Source organism: Actinomycetospora aurantiaca, from assembly GCF_037401875.1.
Lineage (GTDB): Bacteria > Actinomycetota > Actinomycetes > Mycobacteriales > Pseudonocardiaceae > Actinomycetospora > Actinomycetospora aurantiaca.
This window is the reverse complement of record NZ_JBBEGN010000005.1, coordinates 60,870-82,912: the sequence shown is the minus strand read 5'-3', so window position 1 is coordinate 82,912 and position 22,043 is coordinate 60,870. Positions and strand designations below refer to the sequence as shown.

Here is a 22,043-nt window from a genome sequence, read left to right as displayed (position 1 = left end):
TCAGTCGAACACCGGGACTCCCGCGCGCACCGAGTCCGCCCGGCCCTTCGGCTCCTCCCAGTCCTCCTGGCGCCCGAGGGCGGTGAGGTCGAGGTAGGCGTACGAGCCGCCGAACCACTCCGCGGCCCGGGCGTAGGACGAGTAGGTGTGGAAGATCCGGTCGTCGACGCGCAGGAACGCGCTGAAGCCCGGCATCTCCTGCGTGCCCTCGGCGCCCTCCCAGGTGGGGTCGTCGCGGTAGTTGAAGGACATCGTCGGGCCGGAGACGTCGACGGTGACGCCGAAGTCGGCGTTGAAGCTCGACCCGTACGACGAGTACCAGGGGATGGTCCAGCCCTGGCGCTCCTTCCAGGCGGCGAGCTTCTCGTACGGCGCGCGGGATACGAAGACCTGCTCGGTGTCGCGCGAACGCAGGTGCTCGCGCACCCCGGGCGTCCACTCGCGGATGCCGGCCGAGCAGCTCGGGCACATCTCGTCCCAGGCCGGGTCGAACATGACGTGGTTGACCGTGAGCTGGCGGTACCCGCCGAACAGGTCGGCCAGCGACACCTCGCCGTCGGCGCCGGTGAAGCGGTACTGCTCGGTGATCTCCACCATCGGGAGTTCCCGACGCCGGGTGTTCAGGGCGTCGCGGGCCCGCGTGTGCTCCTTCTCGGCCACGAGCAGCTCGCGGCGGGCCTTCAGCCAGGTCTCGCGGTCGGTGATCTGCGGGAGGCTCATGACCTCACCGTGACACACGTCGCTCCGAACGTGCAACACACCAGTCCTGATTCAGGACCATCACGCTTCCGCTGTCGCACGCGACCCACAGCTCGCCCTCGCGCACGAGGAGCCCGTGCGGGTGGTCGTCGGCCTCCAGGACGTCGTGCACGGTGACGGTCCCGTCGTCCGCGACGTGCGCGAGGCCGCTCGATCCCCACAGCGAGACCCAGCATCCGCCCCCGGCCGTGACGACCGCGTGCGGCTTGGAGGTGCGATCGGGCAGGTCGTACTCGGTGAGCGTGCCGTCGGCGGTCAGGCGGCGCACGCGTCCGGCGAGGATCTCGACGAACCACAGCCCGCCGGCGTCGCCCGCGATCCCGACCGGGCCGCACCCGGCGTCGGGAAGGTGGTGGAGATCGATCGTTCCCGACGCCGGGTCGAGGCGCGCCAGCGCGCCGACCCGGTTGAGCGTGCACCACAGGGCGCCGTCGGGGCCGGTCGTGATCATCGCGGGCATGCCGGCGACCGGGAGCGGGTGCAGTGCCACCTCCTCGGTCACCGGGTCGATCCGGCCGATCGCCTCGGCCCCGATCGCGGTGAACCACACCGCACCGTCGGGCCCGGCGGTGACGTCGTAGGGCCCGGTGCCGGCGCCGGTGTCCACGCCGTGCCAGGTGCCGTCGACGAGACGGTCGACGCGGTGGTCGCCGGTGCGGGTGCACCAGAGGCTGCCGTCGGGCGTCGTGGCGAAGCGGGAGGGGCGGGAGTCGGGCGCGTACAGGTCCACGATCGTCGACGTGCCGTCCTCGAGGCGCGCCAGGCGGCCGGAGTACACGAGGGACGCCCAGACGGCGCCGGTCGCGTCGAGGCCCAGGGCGTAGGGCCCGTCGTCGGGCCCACCGACGGAGATGCGGCGCGGCATGCGGCCTCCAAATACGACTGATGTCGCGATAGAGTGCCGTCGTGGCGAGTGGGACGTCAAGGCCCGGCGGGCGGACCGCCCGGGTGCGGGAGCAGGTCCTGGCGGCCGTCGTCGAGGAGCTGGCCGTGAACGGGCTCGAGGGACTGGGGGTCGACGGGGTGGCGGCGCGGTCGGGCGTGCACCGCGCGACGGTGTTCCGGCGCTGGGGCGACGTCGGCGGGCTGCTCGCCGACACCTTCGACGCCGCCGCGGCCGACGCCTGGACCCCGCCCGACCACGGCTCGCTGCGCGCCGACCTCGAGGCGTTGGCCCGGGAGGTGCTGGAGTACGTGGGCCCGCCGGAGTCGTCGGTGCGCGCCCTGATGGGTGCGGCCGAGCGGTTCCCCCGCGCTAGCGAGGCGCTGCACCGGTTCCTGGACGACCGCTACCGGCGCAGCGCGGTCGTGGTCGAACGGGCCGTGGCGCGGGGGGAGGTCGACGGGTCGGTCGACCCACGGCGGGTCCTCGTCGGCGCGCTCGGTCCGCTCTACCACCACCTGCTGCACCTCGGGGACGCGCCGACGGAGGCGGACGCGGCGGGCTACGTGCGGGCGGTCGTGGACGGGCTTCGCCGGCCGACGTGACCGGGCCGTCCGTCACGGTAGAAGGTGACGAACGGCCCGTTCGTACGGAACGGGCGGCCGGGTGGGAGCGGCGTCAGGCCACGCGGGCCCAGACCGTGAGGCCGAGCTCCGCGGAGGACTGCGGCTCCAGCTCCGCGGGGCCGCCGGCCTCGGTCACCGACACCGCCAGGCACTCGGTGCCCACGGTGTCGGCGCCGTGGCGGATGGCCGTCGCCGTGTCGGCCCGCGTCGCGGTCCACCACAGGTCGATGCGGTCCGAGACCTCGAAGTCGAGCTTCTTGCGGGCGTCCTGCACGAAGCGCAGCACGTCGCGGAGCAGGCCCGCCTCGCGCAGGTCGTCGGTCAGCTCGGTGTCGAGGCCGACCGACAGGCCGCCCTCGGAGCGCACCGCCCAGCCCTCGCGCGGGGTCTCGCTGACGACGATCTCGTCGCCCTGCAACGCCACCGGCTCGCCGTCCACGACGACCGTCAGGACTCCATCGACGGGGGCGTCCGTCGAGGCCTTCACGGCGTCGGCGACGGCCGGCGTCTGCTTGCCGAACCGCTTGCCCAAAGCCCGGTAGTTCGGCTTCACGTCGAGCTCGACCAGCTCCGAGCCGGCCGTCTCGACCTTCGCCACGTTGAGCTCGTCGGCGATCTCGGCGAGCAGGTCCGGGTCGAGGTCGGCGAAGCCCGGGGCGGAGACGACGGCGCGCGAGAGCGGCTGGCGGGTGCGCACTCCGCTGGCAGCCCGGGTCGACCGGCCCAGCTCCACCACGCGCCGGACGAGCTCCATCTCCGACCGGAGCCCGCCGTCGGGAACGCCCGAGACGACCGGCCAGCTCGCGAGGTGGACCGAGTCCGGCGTGCCCTCGGCCAGGCCGGAGCCGCCCTCGCCCTGCAGCAGGGTCCACAGGTAGTCCGTCGCGAAGGGCGTGAACGGGGCCATGAGACGGCTGACCGTCTCGACGCACTCGTGCAGCGTCGCGAGCGCGGCCGGGTCGCCGTCCCAGAAGCGGCGGCGCGAGCGGCGCACGTACCAGTTCGACAGGTCGTCGACGAACGCGACGATCGCCCGGCCGGCCCGGGAGGAGTCGAAGTCCTCGAGCGCCGCGGTGACCTCGGTGACGCACGCCCGCAGCTCGCCGAGCGCCCACCGGTCCATGACGTGGCGGGTCTCCGGCCGCGGCGCCGACGGCGACCACCCGGCCGCGTTGGCGTAGGTGACCAGGAACGACGCGGTGTTCCAGTAGGTCAGCAGGACCTTCCGGACGATCTCGCGCAGCGTCTCGTGCCCCACGCGCCGGTCGACCCACGGGTTGCCCTGGGCCAGCATCAGCCAGCGCACCGCGTCGGCGCCGTGGGTGGCGAACAGCTCGAACGGGTCGAGGATGTTGCCGAGGTGCTTGGACATCTTGCGGCCCTGCTCGTCGAGCAGCAGCCCCAGGCAGACCACGTTCTCGTACGACGACCGGTCGAACACCAGCGTCCCGACCGCCATCAGCGAGTAGAACCACCCGCGGGTCTGGTCGATCGCCTCGCAGATGTACTGCGCGGGGTAGGCCTGCGCGAAGTCGGCCTCGTGGTGGTGCGGCGCGCCCCACTGGGCGAACGGCATCGCGCCGGAGTCGTACCAGACGTCGATGACGTCGGGCACGCGCCGCATCGTCCCGGTCCCGCTCGGGGCGGGGAAGGTGACGTCGTCGACGTAGGGGCGGTGCGGGTCGAGCGCGCTCAGGTCCTCGCCGGCCCAGCTCCCCAGCTCCGCGAGCGACCCGACGACGACGACCTCGGCCGGGTCGGCGTCGTTGCGCCAGATCGGCAGCGGCGTGCCCCAGTAGCGCTTGCGCGACAGCGCCCAGTCGACGTTGTTCTCCAGCCACGCGCCGTACCGGCCGTGCTTGATGTGCGGCGGGTACCAGCTCGTGGCCTCGTTCTCCTCGAGCAGGCGCTCGCGGACCGCCGTCGTGCGGATGAACCAGCTGGGCAGTGCGTAGTAGATCAGCGGCGTGTGGCAGCGCCAGCAGTGTGGATACGAGTGTTCGTACTGCTCCGCCCGGAACATCACGCCGCGGGCCTCGAGGTCGGCCACCAGCGTCGGGTCGGCCGCCTTGAAGAACATCCCGCCGACCAGGGGCACGTCGTCGTAGAAGTGCCCGTTCGAACCGATCGGGTTGACCATCTCCAGGCCCTCGGCGCGCGCGACATGGTGGTCCTCCGCGCCGAACGCGGGCGCCATGTGCACCAGCCCGGTCCCGGCGTCGGTGGTGACGTGGTCGCCGTGGACGATGCGGAACGCGTCGCCGAAGCGGCCGGCCTCGAGCAGTTCGAACGGCCGCGTGTAGTGCGAGCCGATCAGCTCGGCGCCGGTGAGACGGGCGGTCACCTCGACGTCGTCACCGAGGACGTGGCCGACGAGGTCCTCGGCGAGCACCAGGTCCTCGTTCCCGTGGCGCACCCGCACGTAGACCACGGACCGCTCGACCGCGACGGCCGTGTTCGACGGCAGGGTCCACGGCGTCGTCGTCCAGACCAGGAGGTTCGCGCCCGCCCACGGGCCGTCGGTCAACGGGAAGCGGACGTAGACGCTCGGGTCGACGTCGTCCTCGTAGCCCAGCGCGACCTCGTGGTCGGAGAGCGGCGTCTCGTCGCGCGGGCAGTACGGCGTGACCCGGTGGTCCTCGACGAGCAGGCCCTTGTCGAAGATCGTCTTGAGCGACCACCAGACGCTCTCGACGTAGCGCGGGGCCATCGTCAGGTAGGCCTCGTCGAGGTCCACCCAGTAGCCCATGCGCTCGGTCATCGCGGCGAAGGCCGAGACGTTGCGCAGCGCTGACTCGCGGCAGGCCGCGTTGAACTCGGCGATGCCGTAGCGCTCGATGTCGCCCTTGCTCGTGAACCCGAGCTCCTTCTCGACGGCGAGCTCCACGGGCAGGCCGTGGCAGTCCCAGCCGGCGCGGCGCGGGACGTGGTAGCCGCGCATCGTCCGGAACCGCGGGAACAGGTCCTTGAACGCGCGTGCCTCGACGTGGTGGGTGCCGGGCGTGCCGTTCGCGGTGGGCGGGCCCTCGTAGAAGATCCACGGCTCGCCCTGCGCGGTCTGCTCCAGCGACCGGCGGAACACGTCACGCTTGTCCCACCGCTCGAGAATCTCCTGCTCGACGGCCGGCAGGTCGACACTCGAGGACAGCGGGGCGAAATGGTGTTCTGGGGCGCTCACGGGTGGTGCTTTCCCTAGCCGTCGGAGGGGGCGTGCGAACCGCTCCAGCCTACCCAGCCGCCGATGACGGCCTGCTCGGACACCGGGACGGGTGGGGGGTGCTCGAACCACGTCGACGCGGTCGGTACAGTATCGGGCGTCGCCAACGGGACCGATGGTCACGGTGGGTGACAGCCATGGGGTATGGTGTAATTGGCAACACGGCTGATTCTGGTTCAGTTGTTCTAGGTTCGAGTCCTGGTACCCCAGCTGCGAGCAGCGAGTGGGCGATCAAGTAGAGTTCCAGCCGCTGTTCCTCCTAGGGCCCCGTCGTCTAGCGGCCTAGGACGCCGCCCTCTCAAGGCGGTAGCGGGGGTTCGAATCCCCTCGGGGCTACACACGAGAGCGCCTCGGCCTGCGGGCCGGGGCGCTTCGTCGTTCAGGGCTCCACGAACGCCGACGGGGTGTCGACCTCGTCGAACCACAGGTAGGCGAGCAGCACCGGCCGCTCGCCGGTGCGCATCGCGTGCGGTTGCCACGGCGCGTGGTGCACGAGCTCGCCCGCCGGCTCGTCGACCCACCCCTCGCCGTGGTCCCAGCCGATCGTCCCCAGCGGCAGGTAGTACTCCTCGGCGGGGTGGTGGTGGGCCCGGTAGTGCACGTCCGGGCCGAGGACGACGAGCCCGAGCACCACGTCGTCGTCGGTGCGCAGCGCGGCGTGGGCGTAGCCCGCGAACAGGGCCTCGTCGTCGGCGTAGGAGGCGGTCCGGGTCCAGGCGACGCGCCGCGTGACGACGGTCAGCGCGTCCCGGAGCTGCTCGTCGACCTCCTCGCCGACCCGCGCGAGGGCGTCGTCGAGGTGGGTGAGCACGGGGAGGTCGGGCGCAGTGTCGACCAGCTGCGGCGCCCCACCGAGGCTCGCCACCGCCATGACTTCCGCCATCGCCCCGCGTCGGCCCAGCGCGGCCACGAACCGGGCGGTCAGGGCGTCGACGGCGGGCCCGGCGGCGGTCACGGGGCGATCCTGGCATGTGAGCGGAGCCCAGGTGTGCACTTCTCCGTGCCAGAGCACGGAGAAGTGCTCACCTGGGCTCCGCCCACATGTGCGTTTCCGACGACGGGTCGAGCGGGTTCCCCGGTGGCTCCCGCGAGAGGAGTTCGCCGTGAGCCTGCCGATCCCGGACTTCGACCACCTGCCCCTGGGGTCGGTGGCCGACCGCATCCGCGCCCTGGACCTCGACCAGCTCGACCAGCTCATCGCCCACGAGCAGTCGATGGGGAACCGCCTGCCGGTCCTCGAGGTCATGCGGGCGCGGCGCGAGCAGCTCGAGCAGGGCGCCGAACCGTCGTCGGGCGGTCAGGACGTGCACCCGGAGACGGGCGGGACGAGCCACGGCTCCCCGGTCGACCCGTCCGGTGCCGCCGAGCCCGGCCCGCCGGACCGTCACGGCCTGCGTCAGGTCACCTGGGGCGGCTGACCGACGAGCGGACCCCCATCGATCCCGACGACGGGTCGGGGGACCGATGAGGGCCCGCTCGACGAGGCGGTCACGTCCCGTCCGCCTCGTGCGGGATGCTCGGCGACGTGACCGTCCTCGACACCCGGGCGCTGAACCGGGCGACGCTCGCGCGCCAGCACCTCCTCGAGCGCGCCGACCTCGGCGTGCTCGACGCCGTCGCCCACCTCGGCGGGCTGCAGGCCCAGGAGCCGCAGGAGCCGTTCGTCGGGCTGTGGTCACGGTTGCGCGAGGCCGACCCGGCGACGCTGGACGCCCTGCTGACCGCTCGGCGGGTCGTGCGCATGCACCTGATGCGCCGCACCGTGCACCTGGTGACGGCGACGGACGCGCTGGCCTGGCGGGGCCGCCACCAGGCGATGCTCACCCAGCGGATGCTCGGCGTGTACCGGCGCGAGCTGGCGGAGGTCGACCTCGGCGAGCTCGCGGACGCCGTCGCGGACCTCCTGGCCGACGGCGAGCCCCGGACGGCGGGCGAGGTCGGGAAGGCCCTCGCCGAGCGCTGGCCCGGGCCGTCCCCGCGGACGCTCGGCGACGCGGCCCTCACGGAGCTGCCGGTGGTCCAGGTGCCGCCCCGCGGCCTGTGGGGCCGAACCGGCGGTGCCCTCTTCACCCCGCTTGCACGCTGGCTCGGGGCCGAGCCGCACCCGCCGTCGGGAACGGGGGATCTCGTCCGCCGCTATCTGGCGGCTCACGGGCCCGCCGCGACGGCGGACATCCGCGCCTGGAGCGGGCTGGCCGGACTGCCCGGCGAGGTCGACGCGGTGCGCGACGAGCTCGTGAGCTTCCGCGACGCGCGTGGCCGCGAGCTGCTCGACCTCCCCGACGCGCCGCGGCCGGACCCGGACACCCCGGCGCCGGTGCGCTTCCTGCCGGCGTTCGACAACGCCGTGCTCGGCTACGACGACCGCAGCCGGATCATCGACGACGCTCACCGCGGGCTCTCCGTGGCCGGGACGAGGTTCGTGCTGCTCGACGGGCGGGTCGCGGCGACGTGGACCGTGGCCGACGGGGTGCTGTCGGTGATCCCGCTGCGTCGCTTCACCCGGGCCGACCGCACGGCCGTCGGCGAGGAGGCCCGGGCGCTCGCCGTCTTCCTGACCGGCGGGCGGGGCCGGGTCAGGGTGGCGTCGTCCCGTACATGATCGAGCGGGTGTTCTCCTCGGAGTAGTAGGCCTCCATCTTGGGGAGGGTCATGTCGTCCGTGGTGCGGGCCGCCATCTCGGCGATGCTCGGGAGGTCGTCGTCCGGCCAGGCCTCGGGCTTCCAGAGATCCGAGCGCAGGAACGCCTTCGCGCAGTGCGTGAAGACCTCCTCGACGGCGACCTCCAGCACGATCCGCGGCACGTGGCCGCGGTGGCGCATCTCCCCGGCGTAGGGCGGGTCGAGCACCAGCCGGGCGGTGCCGTTGACGCGCAGCGTGTCGTGCCGGCGCGGGACCAGGAAGATCAGCCCGACGTGCGGGTTCTCGAGGATGTTCGTGAACCCGTCGACACGTCGGTTGCCGGGCCGGTCGGGGATCGCGAGCGTGCGGTCGTCCAGGACGTGCACCGAGCCGGCCGGGTCGCCCTTCGGCGAGACGTCCACGCGGCCGGCCGCGTCCGACGTCGCGATCATCTGGAACGGACTGCGGGCGATGAACGCCCGGTCGGTCTCGTCCAGGCGGTCCCGCTGCTTGACGACGGCGCGCCGCACCGGCTCCCCGACGACCTCACGGAGCTGCTCCACCGACGTGATCTGCTCGCTCACCACCTCACGGTAGGGGTCAGCGCAACGCCTTCTCCAGCGCCCGAGCGGCGGCGAGCAGGTCGTTCGCCCAGCGGGAGCCCGGCTTGCGCCCGATGCGGTCGACGGGACCGGACACCGACACCGCGGCGACCACGGAACCGTCGGGACCCCGCACCGGCGCGGACACGCTCGCCACCCCGACCTCGCGCTCGGCGACGCTCTGCGCCCAGCCGCGCCGGCGGACCTCGGCGAGCAGGTCCGGGTCGAAGGCTCCGGGGGCCTCCGGCGACCACGCGATCAGCACCTTCGCCCCCGACCCCGCGCTCAGGGGCAGCCGTACCCCCACAGGCACCGTGTCGCGCAGCCCGGACGCCGGCTCGGCGGCGGCCACGCACACCCGGGAGTCGCCCTCGCGGCGGTAGAGCTGGACGGACTCGCCGGTCAGGTCGCGCAGCGTCGGGAGGACCTCCTCGGCGGCGGTGAGCAACGGGTCGTGGTGGCCGTGGGCCATCTCCGCGAGCGCCGGGCCGGGACGCCACCGGCCGTCCGGATCGCGCTCGAGCAGCCGGAGGGTCTCCAGCCCGACGGCGAGGCGGTGCGCGGTGGCCCGGGGCAGGCCGGTGCGCTCGACCAGCTCGCCCAGCCCGCACGGGGCGACCGCCGCGGCCCGCAGCACACCCACCGCCTTGTCGAGCACGCCGATTCCGCTACTCTGTCCCACAGAGCGACATCTTAGTCCCACGATGTGGGACGACACCACCACCGCGGGCAGGGATCGATGGGACGCACACTCGCCGAGAAGGTCTGGGACCAGCACGTCGTGAGGCACGGGGAGGGTCAGGAGCCCGACCTGCTCTACATCGACCTGCACCTCGTCCACGAGGTGACCAGCCCGCAGGCGTTCGACGGGCTCCGGTTGCACGGCCGCACGCTCCGCCGCCCGGACCTCACGATCGCCACCGAGGACCACAACGTCCCGACGCTCGACATCCTCGCCCCGATCGCCGACGAGGTGTCGGCCACGCAGGTGGCGACGCTGCGGCGGAACGTCGAGGAGTTCGGTGTCCGGCTCTTCCCGATGGGCGACGCGAACCAGGGCATCGTGCATATGATCGGCCCCGAGCTCGGCCTCACCCAGCCCGGGACGACGGTGGTCTGCGGCGACTCGCACACGTCCACCCACGGCGCGTTCGGTGCGCTCGCGTTCGGCATCGGCACGTCCGAGGTCGAGCACGTGATGGCCACCCAGACGCTGCCGCTGCGGCCGTTCCGGACGATGGCGATCGAGATCTCCGGCGAGCTGCGTCCGGGCGTGACCAGCAAGGACGTCATCCTCAAGGTCATCTCGCAGATCGGGACGGGCGGCGGCGCGGGCTACGTGCTCGAGTACCGGGGCGAGGCCGTCCGGAACATGTCGATGGAAGCGCGCATGACGATGTGCAACATGTCCATCGAGGCGGGCGGCCGCGCCGGGATGATCGCGCCGGACGAGACGACGTTCGCCTACCTGGAGGGCCGCCCGCACGCCCCGCAGGGCGCCGAGTGGGACGCGGCGGTCCAGGCGTGGCGCGAGCTGCGCACCGACGACGACGCCGAGTTCGACGCGGTCGTCCACATCGACGCGGACGCGCTGACCCCGTTCGTCACCTGGGGCACCAACCCCGGGCAGGGGCTGCCGCTCGGCGAGTCGGTCCCGGACCCGGCGACCATGGACGACGACGACGCGGCCGCCACCCGCAAGGCGCTGCAGTACATGGACCTGACGCCGGGTACGAAGCTGCGCGACATCGCGGTCGACGTCGTGTTCCTGGGGTCGTGCACCAACGCCCGCATCGAGGACTTCCGGGCCGCGGCCGACGTCCTGCGCGGCAACAGGATCGCCGACTCGGTGCAGATGCTCGTCGTGCCGGGATCGATGGCGGTGAAGGCGCAGGCCGAGGAGGAGGGCCTGGACGTGGTGTTCACCGAGGCGGGCGCCGAATGGCGCAACGCCGGGTGCTCGATGTGTCTCGGCATGAACCCCGACCAGCTCTCGCCGGGTCAGCGCTGCGCCTCGACGTCGAACCGCAACTTCGAGGGCCGGCAGGGCAAGGGCGGCCGCACCCACCTGGTGTCGCCGCTGGTGGCCGCCGCCACCGCCGTGCGGGGGACGCTGAGTTCCCCCGAGGACCTGACGCCCACCGTCCTGACGACGGCCTGAGGGAGATCGCGATGGAGAAGTTCTCGACCCACACCGGCATCGGCACCCCGCTGCGGGTGTCGAACGTCGACACCGACCAGATCATCCCGGCGGTCTACCTCAAGCGCGTCACCCGCACGGGCTTCGAGGACGGGCTGTTCGCCTCCTGGCGGTCCGACCCGACCTTCGTGCTCAACCAGGAGCCGTACGACCGCGGCTCCGTGCTGGTCGCGGGCTCGGACTTCGGCACCGGGTCGTCCCGCGAGCACGCGGTGTGGGCCCTGATGGACTACGGCTTCCGCGTCGTCATCTCGTCCCGGTTCGGGGAGATCTTCAAGGGCAACTCGTCGAAGGCCGGCCTGCTCGCGGCCACCGTCGAGCAGTCCGACGTCGAGCTGCTGTGGAAGAAGATCGAGTCCCGGCCGGGCCTGGAGCTCACGGTCGACCTGCACGCGAAGACGGTGGCGGCCGAGGACCTCGTCGTCCCGTTCTCCGTCGACGACTACACCCGCTGGCGCCTGCTCGAGGGCCTCGACGACATCGGCCTCACCCTGCGCCACGAGGCCGACATCGACGCCTACGAGAGCGCGCGGCCGTCGTACAAGCCGACGGTGGCCTAGCCGTGTGAGCACTTTCGGGTGCCATGGCCCCCGAAAGTGTTACATGCCTACGGCACATCGACGATCTTCGCCTCGCTCGGCACGCCCTGGTCGTCCACCAGGAACAGCATGTAGGGCCCGGGCGGCACGATGGTCGCCTGCGGCGGCACCGTCACGGTGACGCCGTCCGGGGTCTTCTGCATGTCCAGCGCGACCTCGCGCATGTCGCTCGTGGTCACGTGCGTCGCCGAGGCCGTGCGCATCAGGCGCGCCTTCTGGATGCGCCCGACGTCCGGCGTCGGGATCGTCACCGTGGAGCCGCGGGTCATCGTCCCGGGCGCCGAGGAGATCGTCGGGCGCGGCGTGCCGGACTGCAGGTAGGGCGGCGTGAAGATCTCGATGCGCTGCTCGAACGTGCCCGGGATCGTGTTCTTCTCGTCGTCGAACAGCGGGTCCGAGCCGGCCACGAGCACCCGGCCGTCGGGGAGCAGGAGCGCCTCGGTGTGGTAGTCGCGCCCGATCCGCGGGTCGGCCATCGGCCGGAGCTCGTTCGTGGCCGGGTCGAGGGTGTAGGCGAGGTGGTTGTTGGTGGCGCCCTTGCCCCGGTAGTCCAGCGAGCCGTTCGTGATCAACGTGGTGTCGTCGGGCAGGTTGACCAGGTTCGGGTACCGGGTCGGCTGGGCGAGGTTCGGGCCCGGGGTGAAGCTCGGGTTCGGGTTCTTCAGGTCCAGGAAGTCGATGCGCGCCGAGGACACCGGGCTCTCGCCGACCCCGCCGCCGCCGACGACGACGAGCCGCTGGTCCTGCACCGGCCCGATGAACGCCGAGCCGGAGGTCTCCATCAGGTCCGGTTCGCGCAGCCCCGGGATCGGGGTGAACGCCCCGGTGTCGATGTCCCAGAAGCCCGGCACGCGGCCCTCCTGCGCGGGCCCGTAGCCGGCGTTCGAGCCGGTGTAGACCATCCGCCGCGGGATCTCGGTCTCGAACAGCGCCGGGTAGGTGGGGAAGTACTGCTTGAGGACCTCGCGGCGGTCGATCCAGGTGTTGGTGCGCGGGTTGAACTCCTCGGAGAGCCCGTTGAGCACCTGCCCGACGCCGTCCAGGCCGGCGACGGTGAGCACGTTGCCGTCGGAGAGCGGGGTGAGCGTCGGGTACCAGCGGGGCTGGTTCATGTCCGGCAGCTCGGTCCAGACCTCGGTGCGCGGGTCGAACGTGTACGCCTTGTTCGTGCCCTGGTAGTCCTGCTTGTCCAGCGTCATCGGCTCGCCGATGCCGTAGATGTTCTTCGAGTCCGCGGCCGAGAGGCCGGTGACGGTGTACTTGTCGCGGTTGCCGTTGACCGCCTGCGGACCCGCGGTCTCGGACTCGACGAAGACCTTCTCCTCGGAGGCGGTCACCTGGGTCCGCCGGCCGACGCCGGTCTTCGCGGCCGGCGGCAGGTTGACGTCGTACTCGGACTTGTACTTCTGCCCGGTGGGGGAGACGAACTCGGTGCCGGCGGGGATCAGGCGCGGCGCGTTCGGGTTCTCGTTCTTGACGCGCATCGCGCCCGCGGCGTTCGTCACCGCGCCGTCGAGCTTCTCGTAGCGCTGAGTGCCGCCCGCGAACAGGACCCGGCCGTCGGGCAGCACGGTCTGGCCGCCGCAGAACATGTCGTCGGGCACCGGGATCATCCGCGACTGACCCGTCGTCGGGTCGTAGAGCAGGCTCTTGAGGGCCCGCGTGGCGAACATGTCCTCCTTGTTGCCGGAGCCGGCGATGAGGAGGACCTTGCCGCTGTTGAGCAGCACCGCGTGGATCGCGTTGACGCGGTTGTCGGGCGGGACCTCGATGGTGTCCCAGTGCCCGTACTGCGCCTTGTACTCGGGGCTGTTGATCAGCCGTTCGTGCTGCCACTCCTGGACGTAGGAGAACGCCGGGGGCACGTTGACGCCGAGCAGCACGGCAGCAGCCACGACCACGAGGGCGATCTGCCGGTACCGACGTGTCTTCGCGCGCAAGCCCACTCTCCACGGTCAGCGAACCGGATCGGGCCTGTCGACGGGGGAGCGCAGGGCGGGGCCGATCCGGTGACGGCCGTAGCTCACGCTAACCGAGACGGATTCGTGACCTGACGACGGGGCCGGACGAGTGATCCGGCCGGATTCACCCGCTCAGACGGACGCGTCGCGGACGTAGTCCGCGGCCACCAGGCGCTCGCCGTGGAACGACAGCACCCACACGCTGCCCTTGCGCGACGGCGGGTCGGCCAGACGGCGGTTGCTGCGCACGTCCGGGCGGGGCCCGGCGTCGGAATCGGGGTCGGCGGCGAGGTCGCGGACCAGCGCCGGGATGCCGTAGCCCTGGGCACAGACGGCGGTGACCCCCTCGCGGTCGGCGAGGTCGAGCAGGTGCTCCCGCGCGCGGTGCGGGTCGGCCGCGACGGCCTCGTCGGCGAAGGCGTCGTCGGTGACGATCCCGACGCCGAGCCGGTGCGAGGCGGGCTCGAGGGTCTGCACGCAGCGCGTTCGCCCGACCGCGTGCAGGCGGGTCACCCCGTGGGCGGCGAGCAGGTCCCCGACGCGGCGGGCCTGCTCCCGGCCCTCGTCGACCAGGGGCCGCTGGTCGTCGTCGGCGTGGCTGCCCCGCGAGCCCGCCTTCGCGTGGCGCACCAGCAGCAGCGTCGTCAGCGGGAACGGCGCCTCGGTGAAGCGGCCCAGGACCTCGCGGTCGGAGTCGTAGGTCAGTAGCGGCGCGGCCGCGTCGGGGGCGAGCCAGCGCAGCTCGTCGGTCTCGCCGTTGGGGGTGAACGACCCCGAACCCGCCCGGGCCTCCCAGTAGTCGACGACCTTGCGGTCCGCTCCCACGGGATAGCGCACCGTGGTGAGGTGCCGCCCCAGCACGGCGGCGAACCCGGTCTCCTCCGCGATCTCGCGCACCGCGGTGCGCGCCCGCGACTCCCCGTCGTCGACCTTGCCCTTGGGCAGGCTCCAGTCGCCGTGGTGCGGGCGGTGCACCACCGCGACCTCGACGGACCGGCCGCCCGGACGCCACAGCACCGCCCCCGCGGCGTGCACCGAGACCGGCACCGCCTCGTCGTCGGTGACCGACGAGGTCACGCCTTGGCCTCCCGGCGCAGCAGCAGCTGGCTCTGGTGGTCGCACACCTGCATCCCCTCGGTGCCCTCCCCGGCCGCCACCGGCCAGGGCGTCCAGGAGCCGTCCTCCTCGAGGCTCCAGCACCGCGTGGACGGCGCCGTGGCCGAGTCGAGGATGTCGTCGAGCTGGGCGACCAGCCGCGGGTCGGTGACCGGCGCCAGCACCTCGACCCGGCGGTCGAGGTTGCGGTGCATGATGTCGGCACTGCCGATGTAGTACTCGCCCGCCCCCACGAAGTGGAAGATCCGCGAGTGCTCCAGGAAGCGGCCGAGGATCGAACGCACCCGGATGTTCTCCGACAGCCCCGGCACCCCGGCCCGCAGCGCGCAGATGCCGCGCACGACGAGGTCGACCGGCACGCCCGCCAGCGAGGCGCGGTAGAGGGCGTCGATGACCTGCTCGTCGACGAGCCCGTTGACCTTGATCCGGATCCCGGCGCTCTTGCCCTTCTGGGCGCGCTTGCGCTCGTGGTCGATCCGCTCGATCAGGCCGCGACGCACCCCGTACGGCGCCACCAGCAGCTTGCGGTACTTGCGCCGCCGCGCGTAGCCGGTCAGCACGTTGAACAGGTCCGTGAGGTCCGCGCCGATCGTCTCGTCGGCGGTGAACACCCCGATGTCCTCGTAGAGCCGCGCGGTCTTCGGGTTGTAGTTGCCGGTCCCCAGGTGGCAGTACCGCTTGATCGTGGAGCCCTCCTGGCGGACCACGAGCGCGGCCTTGCAGTGGGTCTTGAGGCCGACCAGCCCGTACACCACGTGCACCCCGGCCCGCTCCAGCGCGCGCGCCCAGTTGATGTTGGCGCGCTCGTCGAACCGGGCCTTGATCTCGACGACGGCCACGACCTGCTTGCCCGCCTCGGCCGCCTCGATCAGCGCCTCGACGATCGGGGAGTCGCCCGAGGTGCGGTAGAGCGTCTGCTTGATCGCGAGGACCTTCGGGTCGTTCGCGGCCTGCTCGATGAAGCGGTGCACGCTCGTCGAGAACGAGTCGTAGGGGTGGTGCACCATCACGTCGCCCTCGCGCAGGGTCGCGAAGACGCTCTTGGGGGTCTCGCCCTCGGAGAACGCCGGGTGCGTCGCGGGGACGAACACCGGGTCCTTGAGCTCGGGGCGGGCGAGCCCCAGGAGCTCCATCAGGCACGACAGGTCCAGCAGGCCGGGCACCTGCACGACGTCGTGCGGGTCCACGTCGAGCTCGCGCAGCAGCAGTTCGAGCATGTGCTCGCTCATCGTGCCGGTGATCTCCAGGCGCACCGGCGGGCCGAACCGGCGGCGCGCCAGCTCCCGCTCCAGGGCCTGGAGCAGGTCCTCGTCGCGGTCCTCCTCGACGTCCAGGTCGGCGTTGCGGGTGACCCGGAAGACGTGGTGCTCGGCGACCTGCATGCCCTCGAAGAGGTGGTCGAGGTGCTCGGCGATCAGGTCCTCGATGGGCAGGAACCAGCACCGCTGGTCCATCCGCGTGTCCGAGGCGTCGTCGTCGCCCTCGCCGGGCTCGGGGCCGACGCGGACCAGGCGGGGCACGTTGTTCGGCACCTTGACCCGCGCGAAGTGCTCGGTGCCGGTGTGCGGGTCGCGGACCGCGACCGCGAGGTTCAACGACTGGTTGGAGATGTACGGGAACGGGTGCGCCGGGTCGACGGCCAGCGGCGTGAGCACCGGGAACACCTGCGCGTCGAACCACGCCGAGAGCCGCTCGCGGGCCTCCGGGCTGACCCGGTCCCACCCGATCACGTGGACGCCGGCGCCCTCGAGCGCCGGGCCCACGTCGGTCTGCCAGATCTTGGCGTGCTTCTCCGCGAGCTCCTGGTTGCGGGCGGCGATGCGGGCCAGCTGCTCGCGCGGGGTCAGCCCGTCCGCGCTGCGCACCGCGAGCCCGGTCTCCTCGCGGCGCTTCAGGCCGGCCACCCGCACCATGTAGAACTCGTCGAGGTTCGAGGCGAAGATCGCCAGGAACTTCGCCCGTTCGAGCAGTGGCTGGCTGGTGTCCTCGGCCAGCGCCAGCACCCGGGCGTTGAACTCCAGCCAGCTCAGCTCGCGGTTGTCGTAGCGGTCGTCGGGCAGATCCGCGGGGTCGTCGTCGGTCGCGGGCGTCGCCGCGGCGGGGGCCTGGGGCATGCGCACCCGGCCGTCACCGGGCCGTGCGGGCAGCGCGGGCGCGGGTGGGGGAGGGCCCGGCTCCGAGATCGGGCCGTCCTCCTCGCGCGTGGTGTCCGACGATTCGCTCACCCGGCCCATTCTGACGGCGGGGCGGGCCGACGGCGAGTGTGCCGGCGTGCGGTCAGCGACACCCGCCGGCCAGCGCCGGCAGCCCCGGCACCCCCGGCCAGGCGCGGGTGGCCGACCCGACGCCGAGGGCCCGCACCTCGTCGAGGTCGGCGGGGACGTCCACGTCGTGGCGCAGCCCGGGCCACGCCCCGCGGAGGGGCTCGGCGCCGGCGGCGGCGTGCGCGGCGGCCGACCCGCGGCCGAACCGGGGCGCGAAACCCGGCGTCAGGACCAGCAGCGACGTGCCCTCCCCGGTGTGGTCGGCGACGAAGGCCGCGGGCGCGCGCTCCAGGGCCGCCCGGCCGGCGGCGAGGGCCTCGTCGAGCTCGGCGGGCCGCAGCGCGGGCAGGTCCGCGAGCAGCACGCCCACCGGCGCCGGGCCGTCCAGGTGCCCGACGCCCGCACGGACGGCCGCGTTCAGCCCGCGTCCGGGGTCGGCCACCAGCTCCAGCCGCGGATCGGCGACGACGGGCGGGACGTCGTCGTGCCAGCGCGGCTCGGAGGTGACGACGACGAGGCGGCGGACCGAGGACGCGAGGACGGCGGCCAGCGTGTCGGCGGCCAGGGCGAGGGCCAGGTCCGCGTGGGCGGCCCGGCGGCCGCGCTCGGTGTCCGCGGCGCGGGCGCTCGCGGCGGCGAGCCGGGTCTTCGCGCGCCGCAGCTCCTTGACGGGGACGACGAGGTCGGTCCCGTCGTCGCGATCAGCCATGACCCCCATCCTGCGCCCTGGGGCGGCCGGTGCTCCACGCATCGTCTGGACGACGATCATCTCCGGCGGGATGATCGCGTCCGCTAGTGCGGCACGGCGGACAGGGAGGCCCGGGTGGCGATCGCGGACGGAGCCGGGACGCGGCGGGTGCCCCTGCCGCGTGAGGTGGCGCGTCGGCGGCGGGAGCCGGGCGGGCTCGCGGTGTTCCTCGCGGCGGTGGCGTTCTACCCGATGACGTGGTTCCTGGCGCGGCGCCGGATGGTGGGGCTGGAGAACGTCCCCGCGACCGGCCCCGCGCTCCTGGTGTGCAACCACGTCTCCTACCTCGACCCCGTCTACACCGCGGTGTTCGTGCACCGGGCGCGGCGCACCCCGCGGTTCCTGGCCAAGGACTCGCTGTGGCGGGTGCCGGTGTTCGGCCGGATCATGGCCGGCAGCCGCCAGATCCCGGTCGCCCGCGGCTCGCGCGACGCCGGGTCGAGCCTGGCCGCGGCGGAGGCCGCGTTCGACGACGACGGCGTGGTGGTGATCTACCCGGAGGGGACGATCACCCGCGACCCGGACGGCTGGCCCATGGCGGCCCGCTCCGGTGCGGCGCGGCTGGCGCTGACGCACGGCGTCCCGGTGATCCCGGTCGTGCACTGGGGGACCCTGCAGGTCTACGACCACTACGGCAAGCGGTTCCGGCCCTCGCCGCTGGGGCGGTCGATCACGGTGCGGGCGGGCTCGCCGGTGGAGCTGGACGACCTGCGGGCGCGGGCGGGTGACCGCGCACCCGGCGCCCGGCTGATGAAGGAGACCACGGACCGGCTGATGGACGCGGTCACCGCGTTGCTGTCCGACGTCCGGGGTGAGGCCCGGCCGTCGGAGGAGGCGGGGTGAGCCGCTACGCGGTGCTCGGCGCGGGATCGTGGGGCACGACCTTCGCGAAGGTGCTGGCGGACGCGGGCACCGACGTCGTCCTCTGGGCGCGCCGCGAGGAGGTGGCGGACGCGATCGTCACCGACCACGTCAACCCGGAGTACCTGCCCGACGTCAAGCTGCCCGCGGCCCTGCGCGCCACCCACGACGCGCAGGCGGCGCTCGACGGGGTCACCACGGTCGTCCTCGCGATCCCGGCGCAGAAGCTGCGCGGCCACCTCGAGGACTGGGCCGGGTCGCTCCCGCGCGGCGCGACCGTCGTGAGCCTCGCCAAGGGCGTCGAGATGGGCACCCTGAAGCGGATGAGCGAGGTGATCGCCGACGCCGGCCGGGTGGACCCGGAGCGGATCGCGGTCCTCTCCGGGCCGAACCTGGCCGGCGAGATCGCCGCCGAGCAACCGACCGCCACGGTCGTGGCGTGCACCGACCACGACCGCGCGGTCGCGGTCCAGCACGAGTGCTCCACCCGCTACTTCAAGCCCTACACCAACGTCGACGTGATCGGCTGCGAGCTCGGCGGGGCGTGCAAGAACGTCATCGCCCTGGCCTGCGGGGTGGCCGCCGGGCAGGGCTACGGCGACAACACGACCGCGTCGCTGATCACCCGCGGGCTCGCGGAGATCTCCCGCCTGACGGTGGCCCTCGGCGGGCAGGCGATCACGCTCGCCGGCCTGGCGGGGATGGGCGACCTGGTGGCGACCTGCTCCTCGCCGCTCTCGCGCAACCGGCGCTTCGGCGAGTCGCTGGGCCACGGCCTGTCGGTGGCCGAGGCCGAACGGGCCAACCACGGGCAGGTCGCCGAGGGCGTGAAGTCGTGCGAGGCGATCGCGGAGCTGGCCCGCCGCCACGGCGTGGACACCCCGATCGTGGACGCGGTCCGCCGGGTGTGCGCCGGGTCGGTCTCGGCGCGCGAGGTCGGCGACGAGCTGATCAACCGGGAGCGCAAGCCGGAGTGACGGCGACACGGGTTTCACACCGACCCGGCCGGGAACTCCGGAGCCCGTGGACGTGCTGCAGCGCATGGGGCCGCCGCCCCGCGTGACCGCCGACCGCCCGGCGGTGTTCCTGGAGCGCAGCGCGCCCGCCGGCCGGACGGACGCCTCGGCGTTGCGCCGCGACTTCCGCGCCTGGCTCGGCGTGTGGGCGGACCCGGACACGGCCGACGACCTCGCGCTCGCGGTGTACGAGGCCCTCGCGAACGTCGTCGACCACGCCTACACCGCGACGGGCGGTCGGGGCCAGATGCGGCTGTGGGCCGCGGTGTCGCCGCCCCTCGCCGGCGGCCGCGAGCTCGTGGTCACGGTCTCCGACGACGGGTCCTGGCGCCGCTCCACCGGGCGCGGTTGGCGTGGGCGGGGCCTGCCGCTGATGCACACCCTCACCCGCGCCACCGTGCTGTGCGGGACGGACGGCACGACGGTGCAGATGCGGAGCCGGGTCTCGCGCTAGCGAGGCTCGTCACGCGCTCCACGCCCGCACGTGCTCCGGCACCGCGACGTCGGCCGGGAGCGCGGGGCAGGTCTCCGGCGCGCCGAGCACCGTCGTCACCGGCACGACGCCGGCCCAGCGCCGGTCCCCCTCGGCCACGAGTTCGGGGTCGCCCGGCGGGCCCTGTCGCACCTTCACGCTCGCCTCGTGCAGGTCCAGCGCGAGCACGGCGGTCGCGGCGGTCTCCTTCCGGTCGGGTCGCCGCGCGTGGTCCCACTGGCCCGGGGTGAGGTGCTCGACGACCGCCTCCAGCGCGCTGAGCTGCTCGTCCGGGTCCGTGACGCGCCTGACCCGCCCGCGGATCACCGCGCTGCGGTAGTTGGCCGAGTGGCTGAACACCGAGCGGGCGAGGACGAGGCCGTCGAGCAGGGTGACCGTGAGACACACCTCCCGGTCGGCGGCCAGGCTCGCCGCGCCGCTGGAGCCGTGGACGTAGACGACGTCGCCGACCCGCGCGTGCATGGTCGGGAGGACGAGCGGCGCCCCGTCCGCGTCGACCAGCCCCAGGTGGCACACCAGCGCCTCGTCCAGGATCGCGTGCAGGCTCGTGGGGTCGGTCTGCTGCCGGTCGCGCTTGCGACGCAGCTGGGTCCGCGGGGTCGGGGAGAGCATGCGGAAAGCATGACGACGGGAGTGGCATCCTGCGAGAGCCACTTCCGAGCCGTTGTGAGAGGCCACTCGTGTTCGTCGCGATCGACCGGGAGTCGCCCACGCCGCTGGCGGCCCAGGTCGCGGCCGGGATGCGGTCGGCCGCCCTGGACGGCCGGTTGCGGGCGGGCGACCGGGTCCCCGCGACGCGGACGCTCGCCCGCGAGCTGGGCGTGAGCCGGACCGTCGCCGCGGCGGCGTACGACCAGCTCGTCGCCGAGGGCTGGCTCGGTGCCCGCCACGGGTCGGGGACGTTCGTGCTCGCGGCGCCGAGTGCACCTCCCGGTGCCGGCAGTGCGTCACTGCTGGCACCGGACGACAGGGACGCCACATCGTCGACCGACCTGCGCCCCGGCGCCCCGTGCCTGGAGGTCCTCGACGCGGCGTCCTGGCGGCGGGCGTGGCGCCGGGCCGGCGACCTGGTCCCGGCGGGGCGTCCCGAGTACGCCGGGGTGTCGAGGTTCCGGGAGGCGGTCGCCGAGCACCTGCTGCGCCACCGCGGGCTCGTCGGCGCCGACGTCCTCGCCACGGCCGGCACGACGAGCGGGTTCGCCGAGGTCGTCGCCGTCCTCGCGCGGCGGCTCGGGCGTCCCGTCCGCGCCGGCATCGAGGACCCGGGCTACCGGCGCGCCGCCGGCGTGCTGCGCGCGGCGGGCGCCGAGGTGACCGGCCTCGCGGTGGACGCGGACGGACTCGTCGTCGGGAGCCTCCCGACCGGCCTGGACCTGGTCTACGTGACCCCGGCGCACCAGTACCCGCTCGGCGGCCGGCTGCTGGCGGCGCGGCGGGCGGCGCTCGTCGAGCGCGCCCGGGCCGAGGGGTTCCTGGTGGTCGAGGACGACTACGACGGCGAGCTGCGCTACGACGTCGCCCCGCTGCCGTTGCTCGCCGCGCTGGCGCCGGACGTCGTGGTGCACCTGGGCACCGCGGGGAAGATCGCGACGCCGACGCTCGGCGTCGGGTGGCTCGTCGCCCCGCCCGCGCTCGCCGCGGACCTGCTCGACCGGCGCGCCGCCACGGGCACGCGACCCGCCCCGGCCGGACAGCAGGTCCTCGCGGAATGGGTCCACGACGGCGGGTGGGGCCGGCACCTCACGCGGCTGCGCCGCGAGCTCGCGGTCCGCCGCACGCTCGTGGTGGACGCGGTGCGGGCGGCCGACCACGACGTGCTCGGCGACCGTGCGGGAGCGCACCTGGTGGTGCCGCTGCCGTCCGCGTCGGCCGAGCGGGCGGCGGTACACGCGGCGGCCGAGGTCGGGGTGCGGGTGGACGGGCTGGCCGCCCACCACCTCGATCCGTCCTCCGCCGCCCGCCACGGCGTCCTCGTCGGGTGGGCCGCCCCGACGCGGGCCGGGCTCCAGGTCGCCCTCGACCGGCTCCGGGGCGTCCTCGGCGAGGCGCCCGTCACGCCCGCGTAGGCTCCGCCGC

The 22,043-nt window shown here is 73.6% G+C and carries 20 protein-coding genes and 2 tRNA genes; 11 read left to right on the top strand and 11 right to left on the bottom strand.

Annotated elements, in window-relative coordinates:
• Both WCD74_RS12595 and WCD74_RS12590 read right to left on the bottom strand, forming a co-directional pair.
• Positions 1-720, bottom strand: coding sequence for a DUF899 domain-containing protein (locus WCD74_RS12595; RefSeq protein ID WP_337695181.1), 720 nt, complete (start codon positions 718-720; stop codon positions 1-3).
• A 4-nt stretch (positions 721-724) separates the two neighbouring features.
• A complete protein-coding gene (locus WCD74_RS12590) occupies positions 725-1,624 on the bottom strand; it encodes a Vgb family protein (protein ID WP_337695180.1) in 900 nt (299 codons plus the stop codon).
• A gap of 41 nt (positions 1,625-1,665) precedes the next feature.
• Between WCD74_RS12590 and WCD74_RS12585 the strand changes: the two genes are divergently transcribed.
• The gene (locus WCD74_RS12585; RefSeq protein WP_337695179.1) at positions 1,666-2,247 is read left to right on the top strand and encodes a TetR-like C-terminal domain-containing protein; all 582 of its coding nucleotides are present in this window, start codon (positions 1,666-1,668) and stop codon (positions 2,245-2,247) included.
• A 73-nt stretch (positions 2,248-2,320) separates the two neighbouring features.
• On the opposite strand, the gene ileS is transcribed toward WCD74_RS12585, so the two are convergent.
• A complete protein-coding gene (ileS, locus tag WCD74_RS12580) occupies positions 2,321-5,446 on the bottom strand; it encodes an isoleucine--tRNA ligase (protein ID WP_337695178.1) in 3,126 nt (1,041 codons plus the stop codon).
• 177 nt (positions 5,447-5,623) lie between these two features.
• Here ileS and WCD74_RS12575 point away from each other — a divergent pair.
• Positions 5,624-5,695: transfer RNA gene (locus tag WCD74_RS12575), tRNA-Gln, on the top strand.
• Between the two features lie 53 nt (positions 5,696-5,748).
• Positions 5,749-5,821: transfer RNA gene (locus tag WCD74_RS12570), tRNA-Glu, on the top strand.
• A 43-nt stretch (positions 5,822-5,864) separates the two neighbouring features.
• On the opposite strand, the gene WCD74_RS12565 is transcribed toward WCD74_RS12570, so the two are convergent.
• Positions 5,865-6,440: a dimethylsulfonioproprionate lyase family protein gene (locus WCD74_RS12565; RefSeq protein WP_337695177.1), complete on the bottom strand. Its 576-nt coding sequence runs from the start codon at positions 6,438-6,440 to the stop codon at positions 5,865-5,867.
• A 148-nt stretch (positions 6,441-6,588) separates the two neighbouring features.
• On the opposite strand from WCD74_RS12565, the gene WCD74_RS12560 reads away from it, so the two are divergent.
• Positions 6,589-6,903 (top strand): DUF8129 domain-containing protein, encoded by a 315-nt coding sequence (locus WCD74_RS12560; protein WP_337695176.1) that lies wholly within the window; start codon positions 6,589-6,591, stop codon positions 6,901-6,903.
• A 107-nt stretch (positions 6,904-7,010) separates the two neighbouring features.
• A complete protein-coding gene (locus tag WCD74_RS12555) occupies positions 7,011-8,087 on the top strand; it encodes a winged helix DNA-binding domain-containing protein (RefSeq protein ID WP_373696072.1) in 1,077 nt (358 codons plus the stop codon).
• Here WCD74_RS12555 and WCD74_RS12550 read toward each other — a convergent pair.
• On the bottom strand, positions 8,062-8,694 hold the full coding sequence (locus WCD74_RS12550) for a pyridoxamine 5'-phosphate oxidase family protein (RefSeq protein ID WP_373696071.1): 633 nt from the start codon (positions 8,692-8,694) through the stop codon (positions 8,062-8,064). The two genes, WCD74_RS12555 and WCD74_RS12550, sit on opposite strands and share 26 nt — an antisense overlap.
• A 13-nt stretch (positions 8,695-8,707) precedes the next feature.
• A complete protein-coding gene (locus tag WCD74_RS12545; protein ID WP_337695173.1) occupies positions 8,708-9,391 on the bottom strand; it encodes an IclR family transcriptional regulator in 684 nt (227 codons plus the stop codon).
• Between the two features lie 57 nt (positions 9,392-9,448).
• Between WCD74_RS12545 and leuC the strand changes: the two genes are divergently transcribed.
• A complete protein-coding gene (gene leuC / locus WCD74_RS12540; RefSeq protein ID WP_337695172.1) occupies positions 9,449-10,870 on the top strand; it encodes a 3-isopropylmalate dehydratase large subunit in 1,422 nt (473 codons plus the stop codon).
• An 11-nt stretch (positions 10,871-10,881) separates the two neighbouring features.
• Positions 10,882-11,469 carry a 3-isopropylmalate dehydratase small subunit gene (leuD, locus tag WCD74_RS12535; protein WP_337695171.1) on the top strand — a complete coding sequence of 196 codons (588 nt, stop codon included), beginning with the start codon at positions 10,882-10,884 and terminating at the stop codon, positions 11,467-11,469.
• Between the two features lie 47 nt (positions 11,470-11,516).
• On the opposite strand, the gene glxA is transcribed toward leuD, so the two are convergent.
• From glxA to cofC, 4 genes are all read right to left on the bottom strand, one after another.
• Positions 11,517-13,448, bottom strand: coding sequence for a radical copper oxidase GlxA (glxA, locus tag WCD74_RS12530; protein WP_337695170.1), 1,932 nt, complete (start codon positions 13,446-13,448; stop codon positions 11,517-11,519).
• 153 nt (positions 13,449-13,601) lie between these two features.
• Positions 13,602-14,546 (bottom strand): NUDIX hydrolase, encoded by a 945-nt coding sequence (locus tag WCD74_RS12525; protein WP_337695169.1) that lies wholly within the window; start codon positions 14,544-14,546, stop codon positions 13,602-13,604.
• Positions 14,543-16,819, bottom strand: coding sequence for an RNA degradosome polyphosphate kinase (locus WCD74_RS12520; RefSeq protein ID WP_373696070.1), 2,277 nt, complete (start codon positions 16,817-16,819; stop codon positions 14,543-14,545). Before WCD74_RS12520 ends, WCD74_RS12525 begins: the two co-directional genes overlap by 4 nt.
• A 43-nt stretch (positions 16,820-16,862) precedes the next feature.
• Positions 16,863-17,558, bottom strand: coding sequence for a 2-phospho-L-lactate guanylyltransferase (gene cofC / locus WCD74_RS12515; protein ID WP_337695168.1), 696 nt, complete (start codon positions 17,556-17,558; stop codon positions 16,863-16,865).
• Between the two features lie 114 nt (positions 17,559-17,672).
• On the opposite strand from cofC, the gene WCD74_RS12510 reads away from it, so the two are divergent.
• The 3 genes from WCD74_RS12510 to WCD74_RS12500 are packed head-to-tail and all read left to right on the top strand — an operon-like array spanning position 17,673 to position 19,928.
• Positions 17,673-18,440: a lysophospholipid acyltransferase family protein gene (locus WCD74_RS12510; protein WP_337695167.1), complete on the top strand. Its 768-nt coding sequence runs from the start codon at positions 17,673-17,675 to the stop codon at positions 18,438-18,440.
• Positions 18,437-19,435, top strand: a complete 999-nt coding sequence (locus tag WCD74_RS12505; RefSeq protein WP_337695166.1) for an NAD(P)H-dependent glycerol-3-phosphate dehydrogenase — start codon at positions 18,437-18,439, stop codon at positions 19,433-19,435. The genes WCD74_RS12510 and WCD74_RS12505 overlap by 4 nt, the downstream gene beginning before the upstream one ends.
• A gap of 46 nt (positions 19,436-19,481) precedes the next feature.
• On the top strand, positions 19,482-19,928 hold the full coding sequence (locus tag WCD74_RS12500; RefSeq protein ID WP_337695165.1) for an ATP-binding protein: 447 nt from the start codon (positions 19,482-19,484) through the stop codon (positions 19,926-19,928).
• A gap of 9 nt (positions 19,929-19,937) precedes the next feature.
• Here the strand turns inward: WCD74_RS12500 and WCD74_RS12495 are convergent, their stop codons facing one another.
• The gene (locus WCD74_RS12495; RefSeq protein ID WP_337695164.1) at positions 19,938-20,579 is read right to left on the bottom strand and encodes a pyridoxamine 5'-phosphate oxidase family protein; all 642 of its coding nucleotides are present in this window, start codon (positions 20,577-20,579) and stop codon (positions 19,938-19,940) included.
• A 68-nt stretch (positions 20,580-20,647) separates the two neighbouring features.
• Here WCD74_RS12495 and WCD74_RS12490 point away from each other — a divergent pair, with 68 nt between their 5' ends.
• The gene (locus tag WCD74_RS12490) at positions 20,648-22,033 is read left to right on the top strand and encodes an aminotransferase-like domain-containing protein (protein WP_337695163.1); all 1,386 of its coding nucleotides are present in this window, start codon (positions 20,648-20,650) and stop codon (positions 22,031-22,033) included.
• Positions 22,034-22,043: the final 10 nt, after the last annotated feature.